This window comes from Erythrobacter sp. WG, assembly GCF_026586795.1.
Taxonomy (GTDB): Bacteria; Pseudomonadota; Alphaproteobacteria; order Sphingomonadales; family Sphingomonadaceae; genus Erythrobacter.
Genome location: NZ_JAPFGY010000001.1, coordinates 1 through 21,746, shown reverse-complemented (window position 1 = coordinate 21,746; position 21,746 = coordinate 1). Strand labels below are relative to the sequence as shown.

Below are 21,746 nucleotides of genomic sequence, written 5' to 3'. Positions count from 1 at the left end.
ATGACCTCGAATAAAAACCAGAGTTTTGACAGCCGAGTTATCAAGCTCTGGCTCACACTCCGAGTCCATTTCGACGCGTTTCGTTTGTTTCCTTCGCGCTATCTTACCGCCACCAAATGGCGCGTGTTGCGCAAGCGCGTCCGCGCCCGCGGCCAGTTCGCGCCACTGCTGAGCAGATCCGCTCACGCTTACGCATTGTGGGCAATGAGTGAGTCTGCCTCGTCCCGTCCCCAGCATCCAACCTCTCGCATTCCCGTCATTGCTCTGGTCCAATCCACTGCAAGCTGTCGCGAGCTAGATTCAACTTGCGACAGCCTCACTGCTGCGGGGATCGAGTACTTGATCATGCGTCCGCCGCCGGAAGGCTCCTTAGCCGCTCTTGTGTCGAGTATCGACTTCACCGCGACGCCCTGGGTGCTGCCCCTATCGGGCGGCGACCGTGTGTCACCGAATGCTGGCAGCGCCTATGCGGCTGCTATCGCTAAGACGGAGGCGGCGTGTACCGTCGTCTATGCCGACGATGATTTGCTTGATCGCTCACGGCGAAGGATCGATCCGCACTTCAAGCCGGATTGGAACGAGGAGCTGCAACGCCATTGCGACATTCTCACAGGAGCGTGCATTGTGCGCGCTAGTGCGGCCGATTTGCTCGAAGCTGCGGGATCAGCGGACTGGCCAACCGCGCTCGTCCGAAACGCAGCCTCGCGAGGTACAGCGAACCACATCCACGCAGTGCTTCATCACCGCCGCTCGCGCCCCGTTATGCCGCCAATGCTGTCGCTCGCGCAAATCTCTGACGCGTTGCCGCCGGTCAGCGTCATCATCCCCACGCGAAATCGCGCAAACCTTCTGCGCACCTGCATTACGGGTCTGCGCAATACCAGCTATCCGGACATGGAGATTATCGTCGCCAACAATGATAGCGATGAACCTGAAACGCTCGCCTATCTGCGTGCCCTCGCCAGCGAGGGGGTGACGATCCTCGATCAGCCGGGGCCGTTCAATTACTCGACGATCAACAACAACGCTGTTGCAATTGCCCGCGGCGAGCTCATCTGCCTGATGAACAACGACATCGAGGTGCTCTCGCCCGATTGGCTCGCGATCATGGTGACCCAGGCGATGCGCCCGGAAGTCGGGGCGGTCGGCGCACAACTTCTCTATCCCGACGGACGCATCCAGCACGCAGGCGTGGTGATCGGGGTCGGTAACGCCGCCGGCCATGCCCACCGGTTCCTGCGTCCGGAGGCGGAAGGATACTTCCGGCGCCATGCCCTGCCCCAATACGTATCCGCAGTCACGGCGGCTTGTCTTGTCGTCCGCCGCGACCGCTTTCTGGCGGTAGGCGGGCTCGACGAGGCGAACTTCGCCGTCGCCTTCAACGATGTCGATCTGTGCCTCAAGCTGAACCAGCGCGGCTGGCAGTCCTTCTACGAGCCGCGCGCCGTACTGGTGCATCATGAATCCGTCTCGCGCGGGCAGGACACCGATCCGGTCGGGGCGGCAAGGTTCGCACGGGAACTGGCAGCGCTCCAGCGGATTTGGCGGACCAACGAATCCACCGACCCCTATCACCATCCGATGCTCAGCCGCGCATCAGAGCAGTTCGCGCTAGACCTCACCTCGGTCGCGATGCCTCGCTGATGCAACGCCTCGATCTCCCGCACGTGACGTTAGTCTCGGCTACGTCCATCAACTTAGACGGCACGCTGCAGGCTCTCGACGCGTGTCAAAGCGCAGTCCGCTTCGGCGCCGCCAAGCTATTCACACACAGGCAGCCCGACTGGCGCCCAGCGGGCTTGGAGGTGGTACTCACTCCCCCGCTCGAATCCTCCACGCAATACTCCCATTTCATCCTGAACGAGCTGGCGGATCATGTGGAGACGTCGCACTGTCTGGTGATTCAATGGGACGGATACGTCGTGAACCCGGACCGCTGGAACCCGCAATTTTTCGATTACGACTACATCGGTGCCTCCTGGCCCCAATTCAGCGATGGACATGAGGTCGGCAACGGGGGGTTCTCGCTGCGCAGCCGCCGCTTGTTGGAGGCCTGTCGCTCCCCGCAATTCAGCCCCAGCCATCCCGAGGACGTGGCGATCGGGCGGCACAATCGCGGGTGGCTGGAAGCTCAGGGCTTGCGTTTCGCCCCTCGTGCTCTAGCTGACAGTTTCGCCGCCGAGCGCAGGGGCTCGCCAGAGGACACTTTCGGGTTCCACGGAGTGTGGCACATGCCGGCTCTTGTCGGTGCCGACCGCTTCTGGGAACTGTACTGCGGGCTTGAAGACCGGTCCTCTGTCCATCAAGACAGGGGCGGGATCATGCGCGACTTGGCAGGACAACCGCACGGTCTGCGGCGCTGCCTGAAGATGGGATGGGACGGATTGTGGCAACCTTCGCGACGACGGACGAGGCAGGCGTGAGCAATCCGCTGCCGGGCCTTCCGCTCATCGAAACCCCGCTGCTTCTCGCGATGGCGGACGAACTGGGATTGAGCGAGGAGGATCGGCGCGTCGCGCGCGACCTCTACGAGCAAGGCTACGCCGTCTTCGACTTTCCCGACCAGCAACTCGATGAACGGATCGAGCGGATCAAGGCGCGCCTCGCACCGCACTACGGCATCGACTTCGCCGATCCCGAGGCTGACAAGACCTGCGGCGAGCGGCGCATCCAGGATGCCTGGCAGACCGATCCCGATGTCCGCGCCATCGCCGCCAACGAAGCCGTCACCGCGCTGCTCGGCAAGCTTTACGGGCGGCAGGCCTTCCCCTTCCAGACGCTCAACTTCCCCGTCGGGACCCAGCAGGATGCGCACTCCGACATGGTGCATTTCTCCAGCCTGCCGGAGAAGTTCATGTGCGGCGTGTGGCTGGCGATGGAGGACATCCACCCGGACGCAGGGCCCTTGTTCTACTACCCCGGCTCGCACCGCTGGCCGGTGATGAGCAACGCGCTGATCGGGCGGCGCGGCTACGAGACCCAGCTTGCCTCGGCGCAGGATCCCTACGGCGAGGCGTGGCGGGCGCTGTGTGCGGCACAGGGCGCGCAGCCGCAGACCTTCCTCGCCAGGAAGGGCCAGGCGCTGATCTGGTGCGCCAATCTGCTCCACGGGGGCAGCGCGCAGAACGATCCGCGCCTCACCCGCTGGTCGCAGGTGACGCATTACTATTTCGAGGACTGCATCTACTACACCCCGGCCTTTTCCGACGAGGCGCTGGGCAAGCTCCAGATGCGCCGGATCTCGAGCATCGCCGATGGACGCCTCCGCCCGAACCTCTATCAGGGCCAGCCAGCCGAGGAGGCGCTGAAGTCCGCCAGCCACGATCCTGCCGGTTCTGCTGGAAAGCCGTCCGGTTTTGGTTCAAAGGCACGGCGTGCCCTGCGCCGGACGCTGGGGCGCTGAACACAACAGGTTGGGCACCTGCACTTGCACTTTTCGGGATTGTCGCGTCACCGGCATCACGGTCGCCGCGCATAGGGTTGGAATGATCTGAATGAACACGTTGAGAAACAGCGCCTTGGGCAAGTCCGTGATCGGCCGCTTCGCGCTCGCCGCCCTTGCCGCGGCGGCGCTTTCGGGATGTGCGACGCTTCCCACCAGCGGGCCGACGGGATCAGACATCCGCTCGCAGATCGCCAAGGATGCGGGCGCGCTCGGCATGACCCTGGTGCAGGTCCAGACGGTCAACGACCTGCCCCGCCCCCCGGCGCCGCCTGCGCCGTTCCGCCCCGACTACACGCCGCCTCCCTCGACCGAGCTGGTCGGTCCGGGCGACGTGCTGAACGTCGCAATCTTCGAGACCGGCGTCGCCCTGTTCGGCCGGACGGCGGCGATCGGCACGGAAGGCGCATCCAATTTCGATGCCGCCTCGCGGGCGGAGCGGTTCCCGCCGCTGCGGGTCAGCGATCAGGGGACGATCACCATCCCCTATGTCGGGCAGGTCAACGTCGCGGGCCGCACCACGCGCGACATCGAGGTGCAGCTGCGGCAGGCGCTGCGCGGCAAGTCGCAGAACCCGCAGGTGCTCGTCTCGATCGCGGAGGGGCTCACCAACTCGGTGATCATCGGCGGCGACATCGCCCGCCCGGGCCGTCTGGTGCTGCCCACCAACCGCGAGAAGCTGTCCGAGGTGATCGCGCTGGCGGGCGGCAACAAGGGTGAGATCCGCGACCTCGTCGTGCGCGTCTCGCGCAATGACACGGTCCAGGAATGGCGCCTCAGCGACGTGCTCGACAATCCCGAGCTCGACCTGCGCATCTTCCCCTCCGACCGGATCACCCTGATCCGCCAGCCGCGCAGCTTCACCGTGCTCGGCGCGCCCGGTCAGACCAGCCAGTTCCCGTTCCCCGGCGCCAGGGCCTCGCTGATCGAGGCCATCGCCACCGCGGGCGGCGCGAACCCCAATTCGGGCAACGCGCGGGCGATCTTCGTCTTCCGCATCGATCGTGACGCGGCCGGGAACGAGGTGCCGATAGTCTATCATTTCAACATGATGCAGGCGAGCTCCTACATCCTCGCGCAGAAGTTCGCGATGCGGGACAAGGACGTCGTCTATGTCGGCAACGCGCTGGCCAATCAGCCCTCCAAGCTGATCCAGGTGCTCAGCCAGCTGTTCTTCCCGCTCGTCTCGCTGCAACAGGCCGGAGCGTTCTGACGCGGGGTCATCTGGCATGACCGCGCCGGAGAACTCTGCGCCCCTCCTACTGGACGTGACCCGCCAGATCTGGCGGCGGTGGGAGGGGGTGCGGCCGACCGGGATCGACCGTATCTGCGATGCCTGGCTCGAACATTTCGCGCCGCGCTCGCAGGCGGTAATCATCACCAAGGGACGGCAGGTGATCCTGCCGGTTTCCGCCTCGCGCGCGCTGTTCGCGGCGCTCGCGCCCGCGGGGTCGCGTGCCGAGATAACCACCGCGAGCTTCCGGCGCAGGCTCGTCGGCATCGCGCTGCGGTGGGGGTGGTGCTGGCTGCGCAATCTCGATGGCGGGGGGCGCTTCTGGCTCAACGCCGGGCACACGGGTCTGCACAATGCCGGTCTTGCCGACTGGTGCAGGTGGGCGAACGTCCGGCCGATCTACCTCGTCCATGACCTCATCCCCATCACCCATCCGCAGTTCTGCCGCCCCGGCGAGAACGCGAAGCACCGGGAGCGCATCCGCACGGTGCTCAACACTGCCACGGCGGTCGTCGCCAACAGCCGGCACACGCGCACCACCCTCTCGCAATTCGCACAGGCGAACGGCCTGCCGGTCCCGCCCACGATCGTCGCCTGGCCCGGCTGTTCGAGGCTGCGCCGCGAAAGCCCGGGGGAAGACGATGGGCCGCCCACCTTCGTGATCCTCGGCACGATCGAGGCGCGCAAGAACCACGCGCTCGTGCTTTCGGTGTGGCAGCGCCTCGTCGCGGCGCTGGGCGATGCCGCCCCGCGGCTGGTGATCGTCGGACGGCGGGGCTGGGAGGCCGATGATGTCTTCGCGACGCTCGATAACCAGGACTTCAGGGGCAAGGTGGTCGAGGCCGGCTCGCTCGACGATGCGCAGCTCGCCGAAGTCCTCGGCCGGGCGCGCGCGCTGCTGTTTCCGAGCCACGCCGAAGGTTTCGGCATCCCGCTCGTCGAGGCGCTGGCAGCGGGCATCCCGGTGATCGCCAGCGAGCTCGACGTCTTCCGGGAGATCGCTGGAGACATCCCCGACCTCCTCCCGCCCGACGACGAGGACGCGTGGATGGCGGCCCTGATCGATTACGCGCGCGAGGACGGTGTCGGCCGCCCGCGCCAGCTGGCACGGTTGCGCAATTATGCTGCGCCGACCTGGGCCGAACATTTCCGGCGCGTGGACGCCCTGCTCGCGCAGCTCGAGCGGGATCGCGGCGCGGGCGGCTAGCTGTTGCGGCCCAGCAGGCGGTTGGTGCGCCCGGCGAGCCTGCGGACGGCGATCACGGCCCGGGCGTTGGTGTCGAGCCGCACCTCCCGCCGGGTGAGGCGCCGCACCAGCACTTCGGCCGGGCACGGCAGGTTCGTCTCGGGATCGAGGTAGCGCGGGTAGAGCAGCAGCGCGGCGGCCACCAGTTCATCGAGGCTCCGCCGCCGCGTGCGCCGTGCCGGGACGGCACCGAGATCGGTGGTGAGGCCCCAACCCGCGTAGAAGGGCGCGCCGTGGACGGTCACCTGCTTCCCGCGCAGCAGCGCCTCGAACCCGGCGAGCGAGCTGTTGACGTGAAGTTCGTCGACCATGTCGATCAGGCTCGCCATCGGCGCTTCTGTCTCGACCCGGTCGGCGTAGGCGGCCGTGTCGCTTGCCGACAGAAGCCCGCGCCGATGGCCGGCGAGCACATCGGGATGCGGCTTGTAGATGACGAAAGCGTCGGGCCCGGCGTGATCCCGCGCGCGCCGCAGCAGTTCGAGATTGGAGGCCAGCGCCCCGCCGCTCGTCACCGCGCGGTCGTCCTCGACCTGCCCCGGCACCAGAATATGCCGGCGCGCGCCGCCGGGACGCTCGAGCCGCAGCGGGGCGGCGTTCTCGTATTTCGATAGGCCCCCGGCGACGATCGCCGCGCGCAGGGCGGCAGCGCGCGCGACGAGGTCCGGCGGCAGGTCTGCGTTCTGCAACAGGTCCTCGAGCTCGCTCGGCCGGGTGGGATCGAAGTGCACCCCGCGCTCGTCGACGACGATCGACAGCGGCGGAACGCAATCGGCGCCCAGCCCGGACGAGCGGATGAAGCCGTCCTCGACCTCCATCAGGCGGCGCCCGGCGAGCGCCTTTTCCTGGGCCTTGCTGAGGCGGGAACGCCACACCGCCACGCGGTCGCCGGGCGCCAGCGTCGGCACCCCGCGGTGGAAAGGGGTTTCGCTGCCGTTCCAAAGCAGCGGCGCGACGGTCGGCCGCTTCCAGTGCGCAAAGCCGAGCACGGCGGCGATGCCTTGATTCGCCTCGATCGACCGCCGCCAGAACCCGCACAGTTCGATCGCCTCGAGCGCGGTGATGGGGTTGCCGTCGAAGGGATCGAACCACTGCCAACGGGTGAGATGGCGTGTGACGAGCGCCGCAGGATCGACCGCCTGGGGCTTGCCGTTGCGCCCGACGAGGCTCAGCGGCGTGCCCGCCGCCAGAGCCAGCACCGCGCGCGGATCTTCGGCGGGGAGGATGACCTCCTCGGCGCTGCCCAGCAGGGTCCAGGGATCGGCATCGACGGGCCAGCTCGCCGCATCGAGCCGCGCCGGGCCGGCCACCTTCCGCCCCCAATAGGCGCCGCCCACCTGGTGGCGGGCGAGGGCATCGAGCAGGCCCTGCCAGTCCCCCTCCCCTGCGCCGCCGCTCTGCGCGAAAGCACGGGCGCGGGCCCCCGGAAACGGCGGGATGGCAAGGAGCGGTGCGGCAGCCATGTCAGCCGAGGGCGGCGATCGCCACCAGGTCGCCGAGCAGCGCCTCGAGCTGGTCGAGCGGGACCATGTTAGGTCCGTCCGACAGCGCGGCGGCAGGATCGGGGTGGGTTTCCATGAACAGCCCGTCGACCCCCACCGCCATCGCCGCGCGGGCCAGCGGCGCGACGAATTCGCGCTGGCCGAGCGAACGGTCGCCGCCGCCGCCGGGGAGCTGGACGCTGTGGGTGGCGTCGAACACCACCGGGCAGCCCATCTCCCGCATGATGACGAGGCCGCGCATATCGACCACGAGGTTGTTGTAGCCGAAGCTGGTGCCACGTTCGCACAGGGCGATCTGCGGATCGTTGACCCCGGCCTCCTTGGCCGCAGTCTGCGCCTTGGCGAGCACCGCGCCCATGTCCTGTGGCGCCATGAATTGCGCCTTCTTGATGTTGACCGGCTTGCCGCTGCCGGCGGCGGCCATGATGAGGTCGGTCTGACGCGCGAGGAAGGCCGGGGTCTGAAGCATATCGACCACCTCGGCCACGGCCGCCACCTGATCGGGCAGGTGGACGTCGGTCAGCACCGGCAGGCCGGTCTCGGCGCGCACCTTTTCCAGCACCCGCAACCCTTCCTCGATGCCGTGGCCGCGAAAGCTGCTGACCGAGGTGCGGTTGGCCTTGTCGAAACTCGCCTTGAAGACCACCGGCATGGCAAGCCGTTCGCCGATCGCGCGCAGGCGCTCGGCGATCATGAGGCACAGCGCCTCGCTCTCGATCACGCAAGGGCCGGAAATGAGAAAGGGCGGCGCTCCGGCGGAGCGCTGCAGGGGCGGCAACATCAGGTGTCCTCCACTTGGGCGCGGCGCACCAATTGCGCCTCGATCAGCGGAATGTCACTCGGATTGTTGAGCTCGATCATGTCCCATGCCGGCGCCGGGCACACCGCGACCCCGACGGGCAGGCCCGCATCGAGGAAGCGGAGCTGTTCGAGCCCCTCCTGAAGCTCGAGCGAGACCGTGCCGTGGGCGCGATAGCGCTCGAGCGAGGCGGGCCGATAGGCATAAAGGCCAAGGTGCAGCAGCACCGGCTCGCGCGGGGCGGTGTCGGGGGCGATGTGCGGGATGATGGATTTCGAGAAGTAGAGCGCGCGGCCCTCCCGGCTGCACACCACCGTGGTCCCGCCGACACGGCCCGCGGCGGCATCGGTCTGAAGATGGCCGAGCACCGTCGGGCTGGCAGGCACCGCGACGGTCGCCATCGCCAGATCGGGTTCGGCCTCCAGCAGCTCGACCACGGCCGCCACCATCGCGGCGGGGGTGAGCGGCGCATCGCCCTGAAGGTTGACGACGATCTCCGGCGTCTCGGGCAGTTCGGCCAGGGCCGCCGCACAGCGTTCGGTGCCGTTGGCGCATTCCACCGGGGTCATCACCACCGCCATGCCTTCGGCCTTGGCGAAGGCGGCGATGCGATCATCGTCGGTCGCGATCACGCAGCCCGCTTCGGCCCCCAGCGCCCGCGCTGCGGCCAGCGCCGCCTGCCAGGTGTAGTGCAGCGCCGGCCGCGCGATCCCGTCCGCGCCGGTCAATGGCGCAAGAGGCTTGGCGGGAAACCGGGTCGACGCGAACCTGGCAGGGACGATTATCTGGATGCGGGGCATGGCCTCACGGCGTGAGCGCCGGTGCGGGCGCCGATGCGATATCGTAGATCTGGACCGCGCCGATCGGGATGTTGGGCTCTCGCTCGTCGACCACGAACAGCACAGTGATGCGGTGCGTGTTCATGATCTCGAGCGCCTCCTGGACGCGCGCGGTGCGGAAGATCGTGCGCGGTGCCTTGGTCATGACGTCAGCGGCGGTGCCGAACACGACGTTGCGGGCATGGCGCCGCAGGTCGCCATCGGTGATGATGCCGACCAGAGCGCCTTCGTCATCGACGACCCCCGCCACGCCGAGGCGCTTCTCGGTCATGGTCACGAGCACCTCGGGCATCCCGGTCTTGAGCCCCACCAGCGGCAGGCGGTTGCCGGCGTGCATGACGTCCTCGACGCTGCGCAGGAACAGGCCGATCTCCCCGCCCGGGTGCAGCGCGCGGATGTCCGAGCCCGACAGGCCGCGCGCGCGCATCGCCGCCACCGCCAGCGCATCGCCGAGCGCGAGCATCATGGTCGAGGAGGTCGTGGGCGCGAGGCTCGAGGTGCAGGCTTCCTCCACGGTCGGCAGCAGCAGGCCGAGGTCCGCCGTGCGCATCAGCAGCGAATTGGGATTGCGCGACACGCCGATCACCGGGCAGCCGATCGCCTTGGCGTAGATGCACAGCGGCTGCACCTCGACGGTGGCGCCGCTGTTCGAGAACACGATCAGCACGTCGCCCGAACTGATCATGCCGACATCGCCGTGCGCCGCTTCGGCGGCGTGGACGAACAGCGCCGGCGTGCCCGTCGCCGCGAGGGTCGCGGCGATCTTGCGGGCGACGTGCCCCGACTTGCCGATACCCGAGACGATCACGCGCTGGTTGCAGGCCAGGATCATCTCGACAGCGCGCGCGAAAGCATCGTCGATCTGCGCCTCGAGCTGGCGCAGGGCATCGGCTTCCATACGGATCACGCTGCGCCCGACCGCAAGGTGACCCTGGTGAAGCGGGCGCAGGGGAGTCGGAGCAAGCTCCTTGACTTGAGCCTCCAAAGGCAGTTCCTTAAGCAATGCAACCTCCATCACTTTTGCACTGCCCAAGGCGACCTCGAACGAAGCGCAGTGACTGGCCGGACCGATCGTGCTCTTTGGCAACATTATCTTCGATCTGGATGGGACATTGATCGACAGCGCCCGTCTGACGGGTGCCATCATCGACACGATGCTCCGCGCGCGCGGAGCCAACGTTACGGCGGACCGGGAACTGATCCGCGAAATGGATGCTATCGGCGGGGCGGCCATGATCGCCGCGGTGATGGGCCGCCACTCGGTCGATCCGGCGGCCGAGATCGAGGAATTCCGCGCCATCCACCGCACCATCGCGGTGCCGGGCGACCTGGCCTTTCCCGGCGTGGGCGACACGCTCGCCGCGCTGCGCCGCGCCGGCATCGGCATGGCGATCTGCTCGAACAAGCCGCAGGTGCTGTGCGAGAAGATCCTCGGCGATCTCGACCTGGCGGAGCATTTCGGCGCGATCATCGGCAGCGCGCCCGACCGGCCGCGCAAACCATCCCCGGAAACGGCGCTCATGGCGCTGGAGGGGATTGGCGGGACGGCGCAGGACACGCTCTATTGCGGCGATTCGGCGATCGACGTCGCCACCGCCAAGGCCGCCGGGCTTCCGGTCGTCCTGGTGGCGTGGGGCTACGGCACCGGCGCGGCAATCGCCGAGACGCCGACAGTCCCGGTCATCGCGGCCATGGCAGAGCTCAGCGACGCGATCGCGGGACATGGCCGGTCAAGCCTTCCGGGCCGATGAAATGCGGGTCGCAAAGACGCGGTCCCAGATGATCCCGGTGATCGCGTAGTTGCCTTCCACCTTCAGGTGGTGGTGCCGCATATGATGGACCTTGAGGGCATTGGCGATGCGCCCCTTCATCGGCCGCTGGTGGCACGCGAAGTGCACGAGATCATAGGCGACATAGCCGACGATGAAGCCGAGGAAGATCCACACCGCCTCGGGCCCGATCAGCGCGGTGAGGCCCAGCCAGATCAACGCGCTCGCCGGCAGGCTGACGATCATCGGCATGAGGTTGCGCAGCGGATCGTTAGGGTGCGAATGGTGGTTGCCGTGGATCACGTAGACCATCCTTTTCAGGAAGTCCGAACGCGGCTCGAGGTGGAAAAGGTAGCGGTGCAGCGAATACTCGGTGAAGGTCCAGCCCACCACCCCGACGAGCGCCAGCGGAACCGCCCACCAGGTGGGCGCAACCAACCATGCGGTGATGGCCACCGCAGGAATCACCAGTGCCCAGATGAGCACGAAAGACCTCAGCGAGACGAAGGTGAAGCGCTCGACCCATTCGGCTTCAAAAAGCCTTGCCCGATGGGAAGGGCCGCGCTCCGGCATACCATTAAACATCACTAACACCTGCCCCGAGCGGAGCCCCCAAAGCTCTCGTCCACCATTGACTCTACACGATATGAACAATCAACGTGACCGAAAAAATACATCGTTTTGGCCCATGCGGTAAACCGTTCACCGCAAGCCCAGTGCGCCCGATTCGTTGGTTTGCAGCCCCATACCGCAGTTGCGAAAGAATAACAGGGGCCTATCCTTTGCAAATGCAAGATCCCTCCGGAAAGAGACCAAAAGAGCACATTCTGGTGACCGGCGCCTCCGGAGCACTGGGACACGCACTTTGCATGCGACTCGCCCGGCCCGGCATCCGGCTCTCGCTCTGGGCGCGCGATGCGCAGCGCCTCGAGGCTACCGCAGCGCTGTGCCGGGCCGCTGGGGCGCTGACCACCATAAGGACGATCGATCTCGGCCAGCTTGATGCTGCCCTAGGGGCTCTTGCGCAGAGCGACGCTGAGGAGCCCTTTGCCCAGGCCTATCTCGTCGCTGGACAGGGTGACACCTTGCCGAGCGGCGCGGTGGTTGAGGACCCCGCGCAGGTCGTCCGTCTCGTGCAGGTCAATTTCGCCGCACCGGCCGCGCTCGCGTCGCTTCTCGCCGAGCGGATGGCCGTGCGCGGCGCCGGACGAATCTGCCTCATCGGTACGGCGGCGGCGTCGCATTCGCTCCCCTTCGCGGCGACCTATTCCGGGAGCAAGGCGGGACTCGCGCGCTTCGCAGACGCGCTGCGGCTTGCGGTGAAGCGCCATGGCGTCAGCGTGACGCTCGTCTCGCCCGGCTTTTTCGCCGCCGATTCCCCGTCCCGGCCGGGGGAGATCACCGCCAGCCGCGTTGCCGAGCGGACGGTGGCGGCGGTGGCCGTCGGGGCCGCCGAGCTCGTCGTGCCGCGGCGGTTCCTGCTGCTGCGCTGGTTCGACCGGCTCCTGCCCCGCCCCTTACGCGACCGCATCCTGCTCGGCCTGCGCCTCCCCTGAGGCGATCGCGGCGAGCAGCGTGTGGTGAAGCTCGGCGGGGGTGAGGTCGACCTCCTGGCGGCCGGCGCCTAGCGGCGTGCCGTCGGCCGCAAGGCGCAGGATGACATAGGGCGTGTGGTGCTCGGCTCCCGGCTCGCTCGCACCGGGGATGCTCGGGCGATGATCGCCGAAGAAGCACAAGGTGACCGGCCGCCCGAGCCGCGCCAGCCCTTCCCACAGGCGGGTCAGCATCGCATCGCTGTGGCGCAGCAGCCGGATGTAGGGGGCCGCGAGCGGCTCGCCCTGCGCCCCGCCGGCAGGCCACGGCCCGTGATTCTCGATGGTGACGGCGTAGATCAGGCCCGCGCGCGGCGCCGTGGCGGCAAGATCGAGAATCCGGTCGGCGACCGCGGCGTCGGTGACATATCGCCCCTCACCCGGTTGCGGGGGCGGGAAGGCGTCCTCGCCGACCAGTGCGCCGAAGCCGCTCGCGGGCATCAGCCTGTCCCGCCCGTAGAAGCGCATGTCGTGGGGATGCACGAACCAGCTGTCCCAGGCGTTGCGGTCCAGCCGGTTGGGGAGCGCCCAGCTTGCCTCCCCGCGCGCGGTCAGGAAGGGGTCGAAGCGCCGCGTGCCGAGCTGCTCCTCCGCGCGGCCGAACAGCACGCCGTATTCGGTGCGCATCGTATAGGCGCCGAAGCCCGGGACGTTGAGGCGGCCTGTCTGCCAGGCGTCCCGGCGCGCAGCCGCAAGGCCGGGCAGAGCGATCGCCGGATCGCCGAACAGCGCGACCGGATCGGTGAAGGATTCGCACTGGACGATCACCACCAGCTGCCCCGCCGCGCCGCCGATCGGGGCCGCGGTGCAGGGTTGCGGGTCGGTGGTGCCGCGCCAGTCGGCCCACTGGGCGAGCACCGCCGGGATCAGGCCGAGGCGGGCGACGTCGATCTCGGGATCGGGAACCGGCGCACTGAGGGTCCTGGCGAGCGGAGGGAGGGCGAGACGCAGCCCGATCCAGCTGGCGACGCCCAGCCCTGCCCCCGCGAGCCGCGGCACGAGGTCGGGGGCGGCAAACAGGGCGATGATCGCGGCGAGACCCGCGACCCCTGCCGCCAGCGCCGCGAGCTGCCAGGGCCGGAGCGCCGAGACGTAGAATTGCGGGTGCTGGAACACCGCGCCGATCAGCGCGAAATCGCTGAACACCAGCGGCTCGCCGAGCACCTTGCGCTTGATGTTCGAGATCACCGCGTGGACCGCGACCAGCGCGGATGTGCCGATGCCCGCCACCAGCGGCACCCCGGTCACCACCAGCAGGACCGCGAAAGCCAGCATCGACACGAGCAGCAGGACGAGCGTTCCGGCCGGGCGGCGAAGTCGCAGCCGGCCGAGCGGGCGCGGCCTGGCGATCAGGTCGCCAATCACCACCAGCAAGGCCAGGATCGGCGCGCCCAGGGCAAGCTCGCGCAGCAGATCGTTCATGCCTGCATCGCCCCGCATCGCGCACGCGGCACGCGGCGCTGCATCTCTGCCGGGACCTCGCGTCTTTGCCGTGCCATGGCGCGGCGCTATCGCCGAAAGGTGTTCAAGGCCAAAACAAAATATCGTCCGGACATCGACAATGCCCTGCCCGCGCGGCTAATACCGCGCCGAACGGCATACACGACCCATGGCATCGACCACCAGATGAACGCTGAACTCAGCCCCGGCCTCCTCGGGGAGCATACCGGAAATCAGCGTCGGGTGATGCTGCTGCAAGGGCTGATGGGGCCGTTCTTCCGCAGGCTCGGCATTGGCCTGCGACGCTCCGGCCATGTTGTCTACAAGGTCAATTTCAACGGCGGCGACCAGGCCTACTGGCGCCTGCCCAACGGGTTGAGCTATCGCGGCACGCTCGCCGAATGGCCGGACGCCTTCGCCCGGCTGCTCGACACGCACGCCATCACCGACGTGATGCTGTTCGGCGATTGCCGGGTGCATCACATGGCCGCGCTCGAGGTCTGCCGCGCGCGCGGCGTGACGATCTGGGTGTTCGAGGAAGGCTACATCCGCCCCGACTGGGTGACGATGGAGATCGGCGGGGTGAACGGTCACAGCCAGCTCTCCCGTGACCCGCGCTGGTATCGCCAGCGTGCGGCCGCGCTGCCGCCGGTGGCCGAGCACCGCAAGGTGCCCGCCTCGTTCCGGCGCCGCGCGACCGAGGGGCTGATCTACAACGCCGCCGACGTGCTGACCCGCTGGCGCTATCCCGGCTGGCAGACCCATCGCCCGTGGCATCCGCTGGTCGAGGGCATGGGCTGGGCGCGCAAGCTGGCGCGCAAGAACGAGCGCAAGCGGCAGGGCATGGCGCTGCTCGAGCGGCTCCAGAAAACGGACGCGGCCTATTACCTCTTCCCGCTGCAACTCGATTCGGACGCGCAGATCCGCCTGCACTCGCCCTTCGCGGGGATCGTCGAGGCGATGAAGATGGTGCTCGAATCCTTCGCCCGGCACGCGCCTGCCGGCACGCGGCTGGTCATCAAGGAGCATCCGCTCGATAACGGCGTGCGCGACTGGCAGTTCGAGGCGGAGACCCTGGCCGAGCAGTTCGGCGTGCTCGACCGTGTCGATTACCTCGCCTGGGGCGATATCGAGGCGATCGCCGAACGGGCGCGCGGCATGGTGACGGTGAACAGCACCAGCGGCACCCTGGCCCTTGCCCGCAAGGTCCCGGTGGTGGTGCTCGGCAAGGCCGTCTACGACATGGCGGACCTCACCTTCCAGGGCGGGCTCGACCGCTTCTGGACCGAGGCCACCCCGCCCGACGAGGCAACCTTCGCCGCTTTCCAGCGGGTGCTGATCGACACCTCGCTGATCCCGGGCGGATTCTTTTCGGAAGAGGCACTCGACAAGGTGGTGAAGCACGCCGTGGCGCGATTCGACGGCGTGCCGCTGCCGCCGGAATGACCGGCTTCGGCCTGATCGAGCACGCCCTCGTCGCGCTCGCCCTTCAGGCCCTCATCGGGTTTGCGACCGGCCGGTGGTGGACCGGCGCCGCAGCGGCATCGGGATATTTCATCGGGCGCGAGGTCGCGCAGGCCGAGTATCGCTGGATCGAGCAGTTCGGCGGCGGCCTCAGGGCCAATATGCCGTGGAACGCGGTGTTCGACCCGCGCGTCTGGCAGACCGCCGTTCAGGTCGCCGACTGGCTCGGCCCGGTGCTCGCCACCGTCACGCTCGCGCTCGTCGCGACGCACGCGCGGCAGCGACGCGGGCGGAACGCGGCGGCGCAGCGACCTTGACGCGGCCCGCGCCGCCCCATAGCCGGGGCCGTGGCTGCGGGGCAAAGGGGGCATCCGGCACATGACCAAGGTTCTTGTCACCGGTTCGGCCGGGTTCATCGGCTACCATCTTTCGCAGCTGCTGCTCGAGGAAGGCTTGCGCGTCGTCGGCTATGACGGGATGACCGACTACTATGACGTGCGCCTCAAAGAGCGGCGCCACCAGATGCTGCTCCAGCACGCGCACTTCACCTGCAAGGAGGGGATGCTCGAGGATTTCGAGACCCTCCACGCCCTGGCGCTGGCCGAGCGGCCCGACGTGATCGTTCACCTCGCCGCGCAGGCCGGGGTGCGCTACAGCCTCGAGAACCCGCGCGCCTATGTCGACGCCAATCTGATCGGCACCTTCAACGTCATGGAGTGCGCGCGCGAGCTGGGCGTGCAGCACCTGCTGATGGCCTCGACCTCCTCGGTCTATGGCGCAAACACCGCCATGCCCTTCGACGAAGGCCAGAAGGTCGACACGCCGCTCACCCTTTATGCCGCGACCAAGAAGGCGAACGAGGCGATGGCGCATTCCTACGCCCACCTCTGGAACCTGCCGACGACGATGTTCCGGTTCTTCACCGTCTATGGGCCATGGGGCCGCCCCGACATGGCGCTGTTCAAGTTCACCCGCGGGATCCTCGAGGGCACGCCGATCGACGTCTACAACGACGGCGAAATGTACCGCGATTTCACCTACGTCACCGATCTGGTGCGCGGCATCCGGCTGTTGATCGACGCCGCGCCCGTGCGCCCGGAAAGCCCTGAGGATATCGCGCCGGGCGACAGCCTCTCGCCGGTCGCCCCGTTCCGCGTCGTCAACATCGGCAATGGCGAGAAGGTGCGGTTGGCGGACTTCGTCGATGCCATCGAGGCCGAATGCGGGCGGGCGGCGATGCGCAACTACCTCCCCATCCAGCCGGGCGACGTGCCCGCGACCTGGGCCGACACGGCGCTGCTCCAGTCGCTCACCGGCTACGCCCCGCAGACCCCGTTCCGCGAAGGCGTGGCGCGCTTCGTGGCGTGGTATCGGGAGTATTATCGGGTGTGACTTGCGGCGAGGCCGAGGGAGGGCTCGGCCTGGAAGGCCTCGCACGCGGCCGCTGGCGAGGGCCGCTCGGCTGCGCCTTCGCGGGTCCCTCATCCGGCCCCGGACCCGAGCCGGGCCGCGAGAGGAGGTGGCGGGACGGCCTTACTGGCCCTGCGGCGGCGGGGGCAGCGCGCCCTCGCCGGGGAGGGTCTGGCTGCGCTCGCGCTCGAGGCGCTGCATATATTCGCGCTCGATCATCTCGACGCGCTCCTGCTCGGCCGCCGCCTGCGCGTCGATGGTCGACAGGCGCTCCTGACGCGCCTGTTCGATGAGCTGGCCGAAGCGCACGGCCTCCGCCTCGCTCTTGTCCTTGGCCCAGGCCTGGACGAATTTCTGGTTGCAGCCGGTAAACCCGCCCGCGCCCGCCGGCGTGCAGCTCATCGCGCCGAAATCACCGGCATATCTGATCTCTTCCGCCTGCCGGGAGCGGTTCTTGAGCTCGTCGGTCCCGACGCCGCGCAGGTTTTTCGGGATACGGTAGCGTTCGGCCTCGACGAGGATCTCGCACACCACCACCTCGCCCGGCTGCGCCTTGGGGCATTCCGAGGCGTCGTAGGCGATCACCATGTTGATCTTCTCGCTGGCGCTCTGCGCGGCCGCGGGAGACGCGCCGACGCAAGCGGCGGCGGCGAAGCCGGCGACGAGGGCGGCAGGGGCGAGCAGATGCTTCATGGCGGATGTGGTCCTCTGTCGGCACGCGGGGCGGATGCTTGCGCCTGATGCCCCTGCACGGTGCGATTTGTCTAGCCCGCACGGACTGAACGCGCGGTGAAGCCTGCCGGAACATGGTTCGGCGATGGAAACCATTGCGCGGGTTAGCCTACGGGCGCACTTCGCAACTTCGCCGGTCCGGTGCCGGGTTGTTCGGGCACGCGTTGACCTCAGCGGGGCGCGCCGGTAGGGGCGCCGGGACGCGGAGGTATCGTTTCAGCCATGGCTTCGATCATGCGCAATGTCGTTCTGGCGCCGATCTGGGTGCTGCAGCTGATCACCGGCGCGAAGAGCTTTCTCGACAATCCGCTGATCGGATCGCGCTGGCTGAATGGCCGGGGCCTGCACGTCGGCCGCGTGCGTCTCGCCGATGCGCTGACCCGCTGGCGGCGGCGGCGGCTGGCGCGCAAGGTCCGGCCCGAGTGGCGCGAGGCCTTCGACCGTGACGGGTTCGTCGCCATCCCGGATATCGTCCCGCCCGAGGAATTCGCGGCCCTGCGCGAAGCGGTGCTCACCTATCGTGGGCCCACGCGCGAGATCCGGCAGGGCGATGCGATCACCCGGCGCCTCGCGATCGATCCCGCCATGCTGGCGGCGATCCCTGCCCTGCGCCGCCTGCTCGCGCGCAAGGACATCGCCGCGCTATTCCACTATGTCGCGGGCTACCGGATCGAGCCGCTGCATTATATCCAGACGATCGTCAGCAAGGTCGGCGGCAACGAGCCCGATCCGCAAGAGACGCTGCACGCCGACAGCTTCCATTCCTCGATGAAGGCGTGGCTGTTCTTCAATCCCGTCGACATCGAGAACGGGCCGTTCACCTATGTCCCCGGATCGCACCGCTTCACGCCCGAGCGGCTGGCGTGGGAGCGTGCGCGCAGCCTTGTCGATCCGCGCGCGATCGACCGGATGTCGGCGCGCGGATCGCCCCGGGTCGAGGCGGAGGAGCTTGCCGCGATGCAGCTTCCCGAGCCGCGCGCCCTGGCGGTGCCGGCCAACACGCTGGTGGTCGCCGACACGGTGGGCTTCCACGCGCGGGGCCCGGCAAGCGAGGCGGGCGAGCGGGTGGAGCTGTGGTCCTATGCCCGGCGCAATCCGTTCCTGCCGTGGCTGGGCGGCGATCCCTTGAGCCTGCCCGGCATCGCCGAGCGTCGCGTCCCGCTGATCTGGGCGGTCACGGACAGGCTGCCGCGATGGCTGGTCGTGCCCTGGCCATCTGTCGGGGTGCGCGCGCCCGTCGATCACCCCTGACCGCCGGAACGCGGCGCGTCAGATGCGTTCACTAAGCTTGATCGCGACCCTGCACCCGAGCCGGATCGCCCCGGCGAGCAGCGGATAGGCCGGCGCCCGCTCCGCGCCGTTGGCGAGCGCCGCGTCGCGATGTTCGAGCTCCTCGGCGCGGAATTCCTCGATCATCGCCGCCAGCTCCGGGTCCGCACCGGTCGCTTCAAGCTTTTCGAGCTGCTCGGTGTAGTGGCGGTCGATCTCGGTCTCGACCGCCGCCGTGCAGGCCATCGCCGCCTCCGGGCCGAGCAGCGCCGTGCCGGCGCCCAGCGCATAGCCCGCTGCCGACCAGAAGGGATGGAGCGCGGTGGGGCGCACCCCGCGCCGCGCCAGCAGTGCATCGAACTTCGCCCGGTGCTCGGCTTCCTGCGCGGCCATGTGGCGGATTTCCGCCGAATGCGGGCCCCGGTCGCCCATCACGGCGAGCTGGCCTTCGTAGATGCGGGTCGCGCCGAATTCCCCGGCCTGATCGACCCGGATCATGCGGCTGATGTCTCGTGCGTCGACCATGATCGGCTCCTTTGCGTCTACCCTAACGGCGATACGCGGCGAGCGCCACCACGGCTGCACCCCCGATGCTCGAAATGAGGAAATTGAAGCCGGCAAGCGAGATGCCGAACAGGCTCCACGGCGCCGCATCGCAGCGGACCAGCGGCGCGGCGGCGAAATCGGTGAAGCTGCCGCCCGCCTCGATCCGCGAGCAGGCGGTGATCCCCTGCCACCAGTGATACTCCACGCCCGCATGGAAGCCGCCGATCAGCCCCGAGGTGATGATCGCGAGCCCCGCGAGGGCCACCCACACCCGCGCCGGCTTGGCCACGAAGGAGACCAGCGCGAGCGCCAGCGCGGCGAAGTGCGGATACCGCTGCCACCAGCACATCTCGCACGGATAGAGGCCGAAACCGTATTGCGCGACATAGGCCCCGCCGAGCAGCGCAGCCGGGATCAGCACGGCCAGCGCGCGGGCCTTCGCCGGATTGTCCATGCCTTGCGCCCTACTTGCCGCCCGCCGGACGCGTCGCGGGCCGCAGCGCGACGCTGCTCTTCGTGGTGCGGCGCAGGGTGTCGAGCGCGTAGTTCAGCTGGAAGTCCTTGATCCCTTCCTTCTCGAGCTGCGCGGCGGTCAGCTGGAAGCGCGGATCGGCGATCTTGTCCTTCTCCATCGCCTCGTCCTTGACGGCGAGCTCGTTGATGAGATGGCCGCGCAGGTCGCTTTCGCGGGTCTGGTACTTCTGGCGCAGCGCGTAATCGGGGTCGGAGATCTGCGGCACGGTGATGTCGGGACGGATGCCGCCCTCCTGCACCGACTTGCCCGCCGGGGTGTAGTAACGCGCCGTGGTCAGCTTGAGCGCCGCGTCCTTGCCGAGCGGGAGGAGCGACTGGACCGAGCCCTTGCCGAAGCTGCGCTCGCCCATGATCAGCGCGCGGCGGTGATCCTGAAGCGCGCCGGCGACGATTTCGGAGGCCGAGGCGGACCCGGCGTTGATCAGCACGATCAGCGGCACGCCTTCGGCCATGTCGCCGCGATAGACGGTCTCGGCATCGTAGAGCATCGTCTCGCCCCGCGCGCGGCCGCGCTGGCTGACGATCCGGCCCTCCGACAGGAACAGGTCGGAGAGCGCCACGGATTCGTCGAGGCTGCCGCCCGGGTTGTTGCGCAGGTCGAGCACGAGGCCGTTGAGCCTGCCGCCCGGCGCCTTCTTCTTCAGCGCCTGGTATTCGGCGAAGACATTGGCGCCGACATTGGCCGAGAACTCGTTGACCGAGATGACGCCGATCCCGCCCGACTGGAGCTCGGAGGTGACCGGTTCGAGCTTGATGGTCCCGCGCGTCACGTCGAGCTCGAGCGGCTGGTCCCGGCCCTGGCGGAAAATCGTCAGGCGGATCGAGGTGCCCTTGGGCCCGCGCATCTGCGCGACCGCATCATCGAGCTTGGTGTCGACGATCAGCTTGCCGTTCAAGTGCGTGATGAAGTCGCCCGCCTTGACGCCCGCGGTCTCGGCCGGGCTGCCGCGGAACGGCGAGACGACCTTTACCGCCCCGTCCTCCATCACCACCGACAGGCCGAGGCCCGAATACTGCCCGTCGATCATCGTCTCCAGCCGCTGGAGATCGCCGCCGTCGAGATAGGACGAATGCGGATCGAGGCTGGCGAGCATCCCGTCGATCGCGCCGCGGATCAGCTTGTCGTCGTCGACCGGCTCGACATAGCTCGCCTTCACGCGCTGGAAGACCGCGAAGAACTTGGCGAATTCCGGCCCGACGCGGCCATCGACCTGGGCCATGGTGGCGGTGGTGGCCGGGATCAGGGCGACGGCGGTGACCAAGGCGGCGCTGCGCAGGAGAGCGGCGATTTTCATAGGGGCGATGAGACTCCTTCGTGGTCGAATGTATAGGCTCGCCCGGCTTAACGCCAGATAGACACGCCCGAACGGGGGCGCGCCGTGCCGATGCGCGCCGGGCGTCCCGCGCCGCCCCCGCCAGGCTGGTGGCTTACCTCAGGTATTGCAAGGGGTTGACCGGTGTTCCGTCGCGCCGCAGCTCGATCGTCAGGGGCTGCGCGCCGCCGCTCGCGCGGCCGATCGGGCTGCCGCCGATCACAGTGTCGCCGACTGCGACATCGACCCTTTCGAGCCCGGTGACGAGGCTGGTCCAGCCGCCGTCGTGCTCGACGATGACGATTCGCCCGAAGCCGCGATAGGCCCCCGCGAAGGCGACCCGCCCGCGCGCCGGGGCGACGACCTGCGCGCCCTGCGCGGGTGCGAGGATCAGCCCATTGCTGGCGAGCCCGCTGTCCCGCCGCGCCCCGAAGCCCAGCAGCGTGCGCCCCTGCACCGGCAGCTGGAAATCGCGCGGCGGCGGGGCGCTGGGGAGCGGCGCCGGGGCTGGCTCGGGCGCGGCGGGCAGGGCCGCAGCGAGGTTGAAGGCGACGCCGAAGATGTTGCGCAGGGCATCGCCCACGGTCTCGCCGTCGGTGCTGCCGCGCTTCCGGAGCT

General features: G+C 68.5%; 22 protein-coding genes. 11 read left to right on the top strand and 11 right to left on the bottom strand.

Annotation, left to right across the window (positions count from 1 at the left end):
- The 5 genes from OPU67_RS00110 (at position 1) to OPU67_RS00090 (ending at position 5,883) form a co-directional block, all read left to right on the top strand.
- Entirely contained in the window at positions 1 to 1,644 is a 1,644-nt protein-coding gene (locus OPU67_RS00110) for a glycosyltransferase family 2 protein (RefSeq protein WP_267616623.1), read from the top strand.
- A complete protein-coding gene (locus OPU67_RS00105) occupies positions 1,644 to 2,423 on the top strand; it encodes a DUF5672 family protein (protein WP_267616621.1) in 780 nt (259 codons plus the stop codon). Before OPU67_RS00110 ends, OPU67_RS00105 begins: the two co-directional genes overlap by 1 nt.
- On the top strand, positions 2,420 to 3,403 hold the full coding sequence (locus OPU67_RS00100) for a phytanoyl-CoA dioxygenase family protein (protein WP_267616619.1): 984 nt from the start codon (positions 2,420 to 2,422) through the stop codon (positions 3,401 to 3,403). Before OPU67_RS00105 ends, OPU67_RS00100 begins: the two co-directional genes overlap by 4 nt.
- 91 nt (positions 3,404 to 3,494) lie before the next feature.
- Complete coding sequence (locus tag OPU67_RS00095; RefSeq protein WP_267616618.1) at positions 3,495 to 4,655, top strand: polysaccharide biosynthesis/export family protein; 1,161 nt, start codon at positions 3,495 to 3,497, stop codon at positions 4,653 to 4,655.
- Positions 4,656 to 4,710: 55 nt separating this feature from the next.
- Positions 4,711 to 5,883, top strand: coding sequence for a glycosyltransferase family 4 protein (locus OPU67_RS00090; RefSeq protein WP_267616617.1), 1,173 nt, complete (start codon positions 4,711 to 4,713; stop codon positions 5,881 to 5,883).
- Here OPU67_RS00090 and OPU67_RS00085 read toward each other — a convergent pair.
- From OPU67_RS00085 to OPU67_RS00070, 4 genes are read right to left on the bottom strand one after another with little or no spacing between them, the layout of a single operon-like run.
- Positions 5,880 to 7,382: a hypothetical protein gene (locus tag OPU67_RS00085; RefSeq protein ID WP_267616616.1), complete on the bottom strand. Its 1,503-nt coding sequence runs from the start codon at positions 7,380 to 7,382 to the stop codon at positions 5,880 to 5,882. The genes OPU67_RS00090 and OPU67_RS00085 overlap by 4 nt on opposite strands.
- 1 nt (position 7,383) lies before the next feature.
- Positions 7,384 to 8,202, bottom strand: a complete 819-nt coding sequence (kdsA, locus tag OPU67_RS00080) for a 3-deoxy-8-phosphooctulonate synthase (protein ID WP_267616615.1) — start codon at positions 8,200 to 8,202, stop codon at positions 7,384 to 7,386.
- Positions 8,202 to 9,020 carry a 3-deoxy-manno-octulosonate cytidylyltransferase gene (locus OPU67_RS00075; RefSeq protein ID WP_267616613.1) on the bottom strand — a complete coding sequence of 273 codons (819 nt, stop codon included), beginning with the start codon at positions 9,018 to 9,020 and terminating at the stop codon, positions 8,202 to 8,204. The genes kdsA and OPU67_RS00075 overlap by 1 nt, the downstream gene beginning before the upstream one ends.
- 4 nt (positions 9,021 to 9,024) lie before the next feature.
- Entirely contained in the window at positions 9,025 to 9,957 is a 933-nt protein-coding gene (locus OPU67_RS00070; protein WP_267616894.1) for a KpsF/GutQ family sugar-phosphate isomerase, read from the bottom strand.
- 175 nt (positions 9,958 to 10,132) lie between these two features.
- Between OPU67_RS00070 and OPU67_RS00065 the strand changes: the two genes are divergently transcribed.
- Entirely contained in the window at positions 10,133 to 10,810 is a 678-nt protein-coding gene (locus OPU67_RS00065) for an HAD family hydrolase (RefSeq protein WP_267616612.1), read from the top strand.
- Here OPU67_RS00065 and OPU67_RS00060 read toward each other — a convergent pair.
- Positions 10,790 to 11,413 carry a sterol desaturase family protein gene (locus OPU67_RS00060; RefSeq protein ID WP_267616611.1) on the bottom strand — a complete coding sequence of 208 codons (624 nt, stop codon included), beginning with the start codon at positions 11,411 to 11,413 and terminating at the stop codon, positions 10,790 to 10,792. The genes OPU67_RS00065 and OPU67_RS00060 overlap by 21 nt on opposite strands.
- A 203-nt stretch (positions 11,414 to 11,616) precedes the next feature.
- Here OPU67_RS00060 and OPU67_RS00055 point away from each other — a divergent pair, with 203 nt between their 5' ends.
- Positions 11,617 to 12,384, top strand: a complete 768-nt coding sequence (locus tag OPU67_RS00055; RefSeq protein ID WP_267616609.1) for an SDR family NAD(P)-dependent oxidoreductase — start codon at positions 11,617 to 11,619, stop codon at positions 12,382 to 12,384.
- Here OPU67_RS00055 and OPU67_RS00050 read toward each other — a convergent pair.
- Entirely contained in the window at positions 12,346 to 13,842 is a 1,497-nt protein-coding gene (locus OPU67_RS00050) for an LTA synthase family protein (protein WP_267616608.1), read from the bottom strand. The two genes, OPU67_RS00055 and OPU67_RS00050, sit on opposite strands and share 39 nt — an antisense overlap.
- A 204-nt stretch (positions 13,843 to 14,046) precedes the next feature.
- Between OPU67_RS00050 and OPU67_RS00045 the strand changes: the two genes are divergently transcribed.
- The 3 genes from OPU67_RS00045 (at position 14,047) to OPU67_RS00035 (ending at position 16,716) form a co-directional block, all read left to right on the top strand.
- The gene (locus OPU67_RS00045; protein WP_267616607.1) at positions 14,047 to 15,306 is read left to right on the top strand and encodes a capsule biosynthesis protein; all 1,260 of its coding nucleotides are present in this window, start codon (positions 14,047 to 14,049) and stop codon (positions 15,304 to 15,306) included.
- A complete protein-coding gene (locus OPU67_RS00040; RefSeq protein WP_267616606.1) occupies positions 15,303 to 15,641 on the top strand; it encodes a hypothetical protein in 339 nt (112 codons plus the stop codon). The genes OPU67_RS00045 and OPU67_RS00040 overlap by 4 nt, the downstream gene beginning before the upstream one ends.
- A gap of 61 nt (positions 15,642 to 15,702) precedes the next feature.
- On the top strand, positions 15,703 to 16,716 hold the full coding sequence (locus OPU67_RS00035; protein WP_267616605.1) for an NAD-dependent epimerase/dehydratase family protein: 1,014 nt from the start codon (positions 15,703 to 15,705) through the stop codon (positions 16,714 to 16,716).
- 141 nt (positions 16,717 to 16,857) lie between these two features.
- On the opposite strand, the gene OPU67_RS00030 is transcribed toward OPU67_RS00035, so the two are convergent.
- Positions 16,858 to 17,427 (bottom strand): hypothetical protein, encoded by a 570-nt coding sequence (locus tag OPU67_RS00030; protein WP_267616603.1) that lies wholly within the window; start codon positions 17,425 to 17,427, stop codon positions 16,858 to 16,860.
- Between the two features lie 261 nt (positions 17,428 to 17,688).
- Here OPU67_RS00030 and OPU67_RS00025 point away from each other — a divergent pair, with 261 nt between their 5' ends.
- The gene (locus OPU67_RS00025; RefSeq protein WP_267616601.1) at positions 17,689 to 18,717 is read left to right on the top strand and encodes a phytanoyl-CoA dioxygenase family protein; all 1,029 of its coding nucleotides are present in this window, start codon (positions 17,689 to 17,691) and stop codon (positions 18,715 to 18,717) included.
- A gap of 18 nt (positions 18,718 to 18,735) precedes the next feature.
- Here OPU67_RS00025 and OPU67_RS00020 read toward each other — a convergent pair whose 3' ends face one another.
- From OPU67_RS00020 to OPU67_RS00005, 4 genes are all read right to left on the bottom strand, one after another.
- Positions 18,736 to 19,260 carry a demethoxyubiquinone hydroxylase family protein gene (locus tag OPU67_RS00020; protein WP_267616600.1) on the bottom strand — a complete coding sequence of 175 codons (525 nt, stop codon included), beginning with the start codon at positions 19,258 to 19,260 and terminating at the stop codon, positions 18,736 to 18,738.
- 22 nt (positions 19,261 to 19,282) lie between these two features.
- On the bottom strand, positions 19,283 to 19,735 hold the full coding sequence (locus tag OPU67_RS00015) for a disulfide bond formation protein B (protein WP_267616599.1): 453 nt from the start codon (positions 19,733 to 19,735) through the stop codon (positions 19,283 to 19,285).
- A 10-nt stretch (positions 19,736 to 19,745) separates the two neighbouring features.
- The gene (locus tag OPU67_RS00010) at positions 19,746 to 21,110 is read right to left on the bottom strand and encodes a S41 family peptidase (RefSeq protein WP_267616597.1); all 1,365 of its coding nucleotides are present in this window, start codon (positions 21,108 to 21,110) and stop codon (positions 19,746 to 19,748) included.
- 133 nt (positions 21,111 to 21,243) lie between these two features.
- Positions 21,244 to 21,746, bottom strand: a 503-nt coding sequence (locus OPU67_RS00005) for a murein hydrolase activator EnvC family protein (protein ID WP_267616595.1), incomplete at its 5' end; no start/stop codon positions are given.

Bases quoted from the DNA above. Each gene is read 5' to 3' on its own strand.
- OPU67_RS00110 (WP_267616623.1), top strand. From the start codon at position 1: ATGACCTCGAATAAAAACCAGAGTTTTGACAGCCGAGTTATCAAGCTC.
- OPU67_RS00105 (WP_267616621.1), top strand. From the start codon at position 1,644: ATGCAACGCCTCGATCTCCCGCACGTGACGTTAGTCTCGGCTACGTCC.
- OPU67_RS00095 (WP_267616618.1), top strand. From the start codon at position 3,495: ATGAACACGTTGAGAAACAGCGCCTTGGGCAAGTCCGTGATCGGCCGC.
- OPU67_RS00085 (WP_267616616.1), bottom strand. From the start codon at position 7,382: ATGGCTGCCGCACCGCTCCTTGCCATCCCGCCGTTTCCGGGGGCCCGC.
- kdsA (WP_267616615.1), bottom strand. From the start codon at position 8,202: ATGTTGCCGCCCCTGCAGCGCTCCGCCGGAGCGCCGCCCTTTCTCATT.
- OPU67_RS00075 (WP_267616613.1), bottom strand. From the start codon at position 9,020: ATGCCCCGCATCCAGATAATCGTCCCTGCCAGGTTCGCGTCGACCCGG.
- OPU67_RS00070 (WP_267616894.1), bottom strand. From the start codon at position 9,957: ATGGAAGCCGATGCCCTGCGCCAGCTCGAGGCGCAGATCGACGATGCT.
- OPU67_RS00060 (WP_267616611.1), bottom strand. From the start codon at position 11,413: ATGTTTAATGGTATGCCGGAGCGCGGCCCTTCCCATCGGGCAAGGCTT.
- OPU67_RS00055 (WP_267616609.1), top strand. From the start codon at position 11,617: ATGCAAGATCCCTCCGGAAAGAGACCAAAAGAGCACATTCTGGTGACC.
- OPU67_RS00050 (WP_267616608.1), bottom strand. From the start codon at position 13,842: ATGAACGATCTGCTGCGCGAGCTTGCCCTGGGCGCGCCGATCCTGGCC.
- OPU67_RS00045 (WP_267616607.1), top strand. From the start codon at position 14,047: ATGAACGCTGAACTCAGCCCCGGCCTCCTCGGGGAGCATACCGGAAAT.
- OPU67_RS00040 (WP_267616606.1), top strand. From the start codon at position 15,303: ATGACCGGCTTCGGCCTGATCGAGCACGCCCTCGTCGCGCTCGCCCTT.
- OPU67_RS00035 (WP_267616605.1), top strand. From the start codon at position 15,703: ATGACCAAGGTTCTTGTCACCGGTTCGGCCGGGTTCATCGGCTACCAT.
- OPU67_RS00030 (WP_267616603.1), bottom strand. From the start codon at position 17,427: ATGAAGCATCTGCTCGCCCCTGCCGCCCTCGTCGCCGGCTTCGCCGCC.
- OPU67_RS00025 (WP_267616601.1), top strand. From the start codon at position 17,689: ATGGCTTCGATCATGCGCAATGTCGTTCTGGCGCCGATCTGGGTGCTG.
- OPU67_RS00020 (WP_267616600.1), bottom strand. From the start codon at position 19,260: ATGGTCGACGCACGAGACATCAGCCGCATGATCCGGGTCGATCAGGCC.
- OPU67_RS00015 (WP_267616599.1), bottom strand. From the start codon at position 19,735: ATGGACAATCCGGCGAAGGCCCGCGCGCTGGCCGTGCTGATCCCGGCT.
- OPU67_RS00010 (WP_267616597.1), bottom strand. From the start codon at position 21,110: ATGAAAATCGCCGCTCTCCTGCGCAGCGCCGCCTTGGTCACCGCCGTC.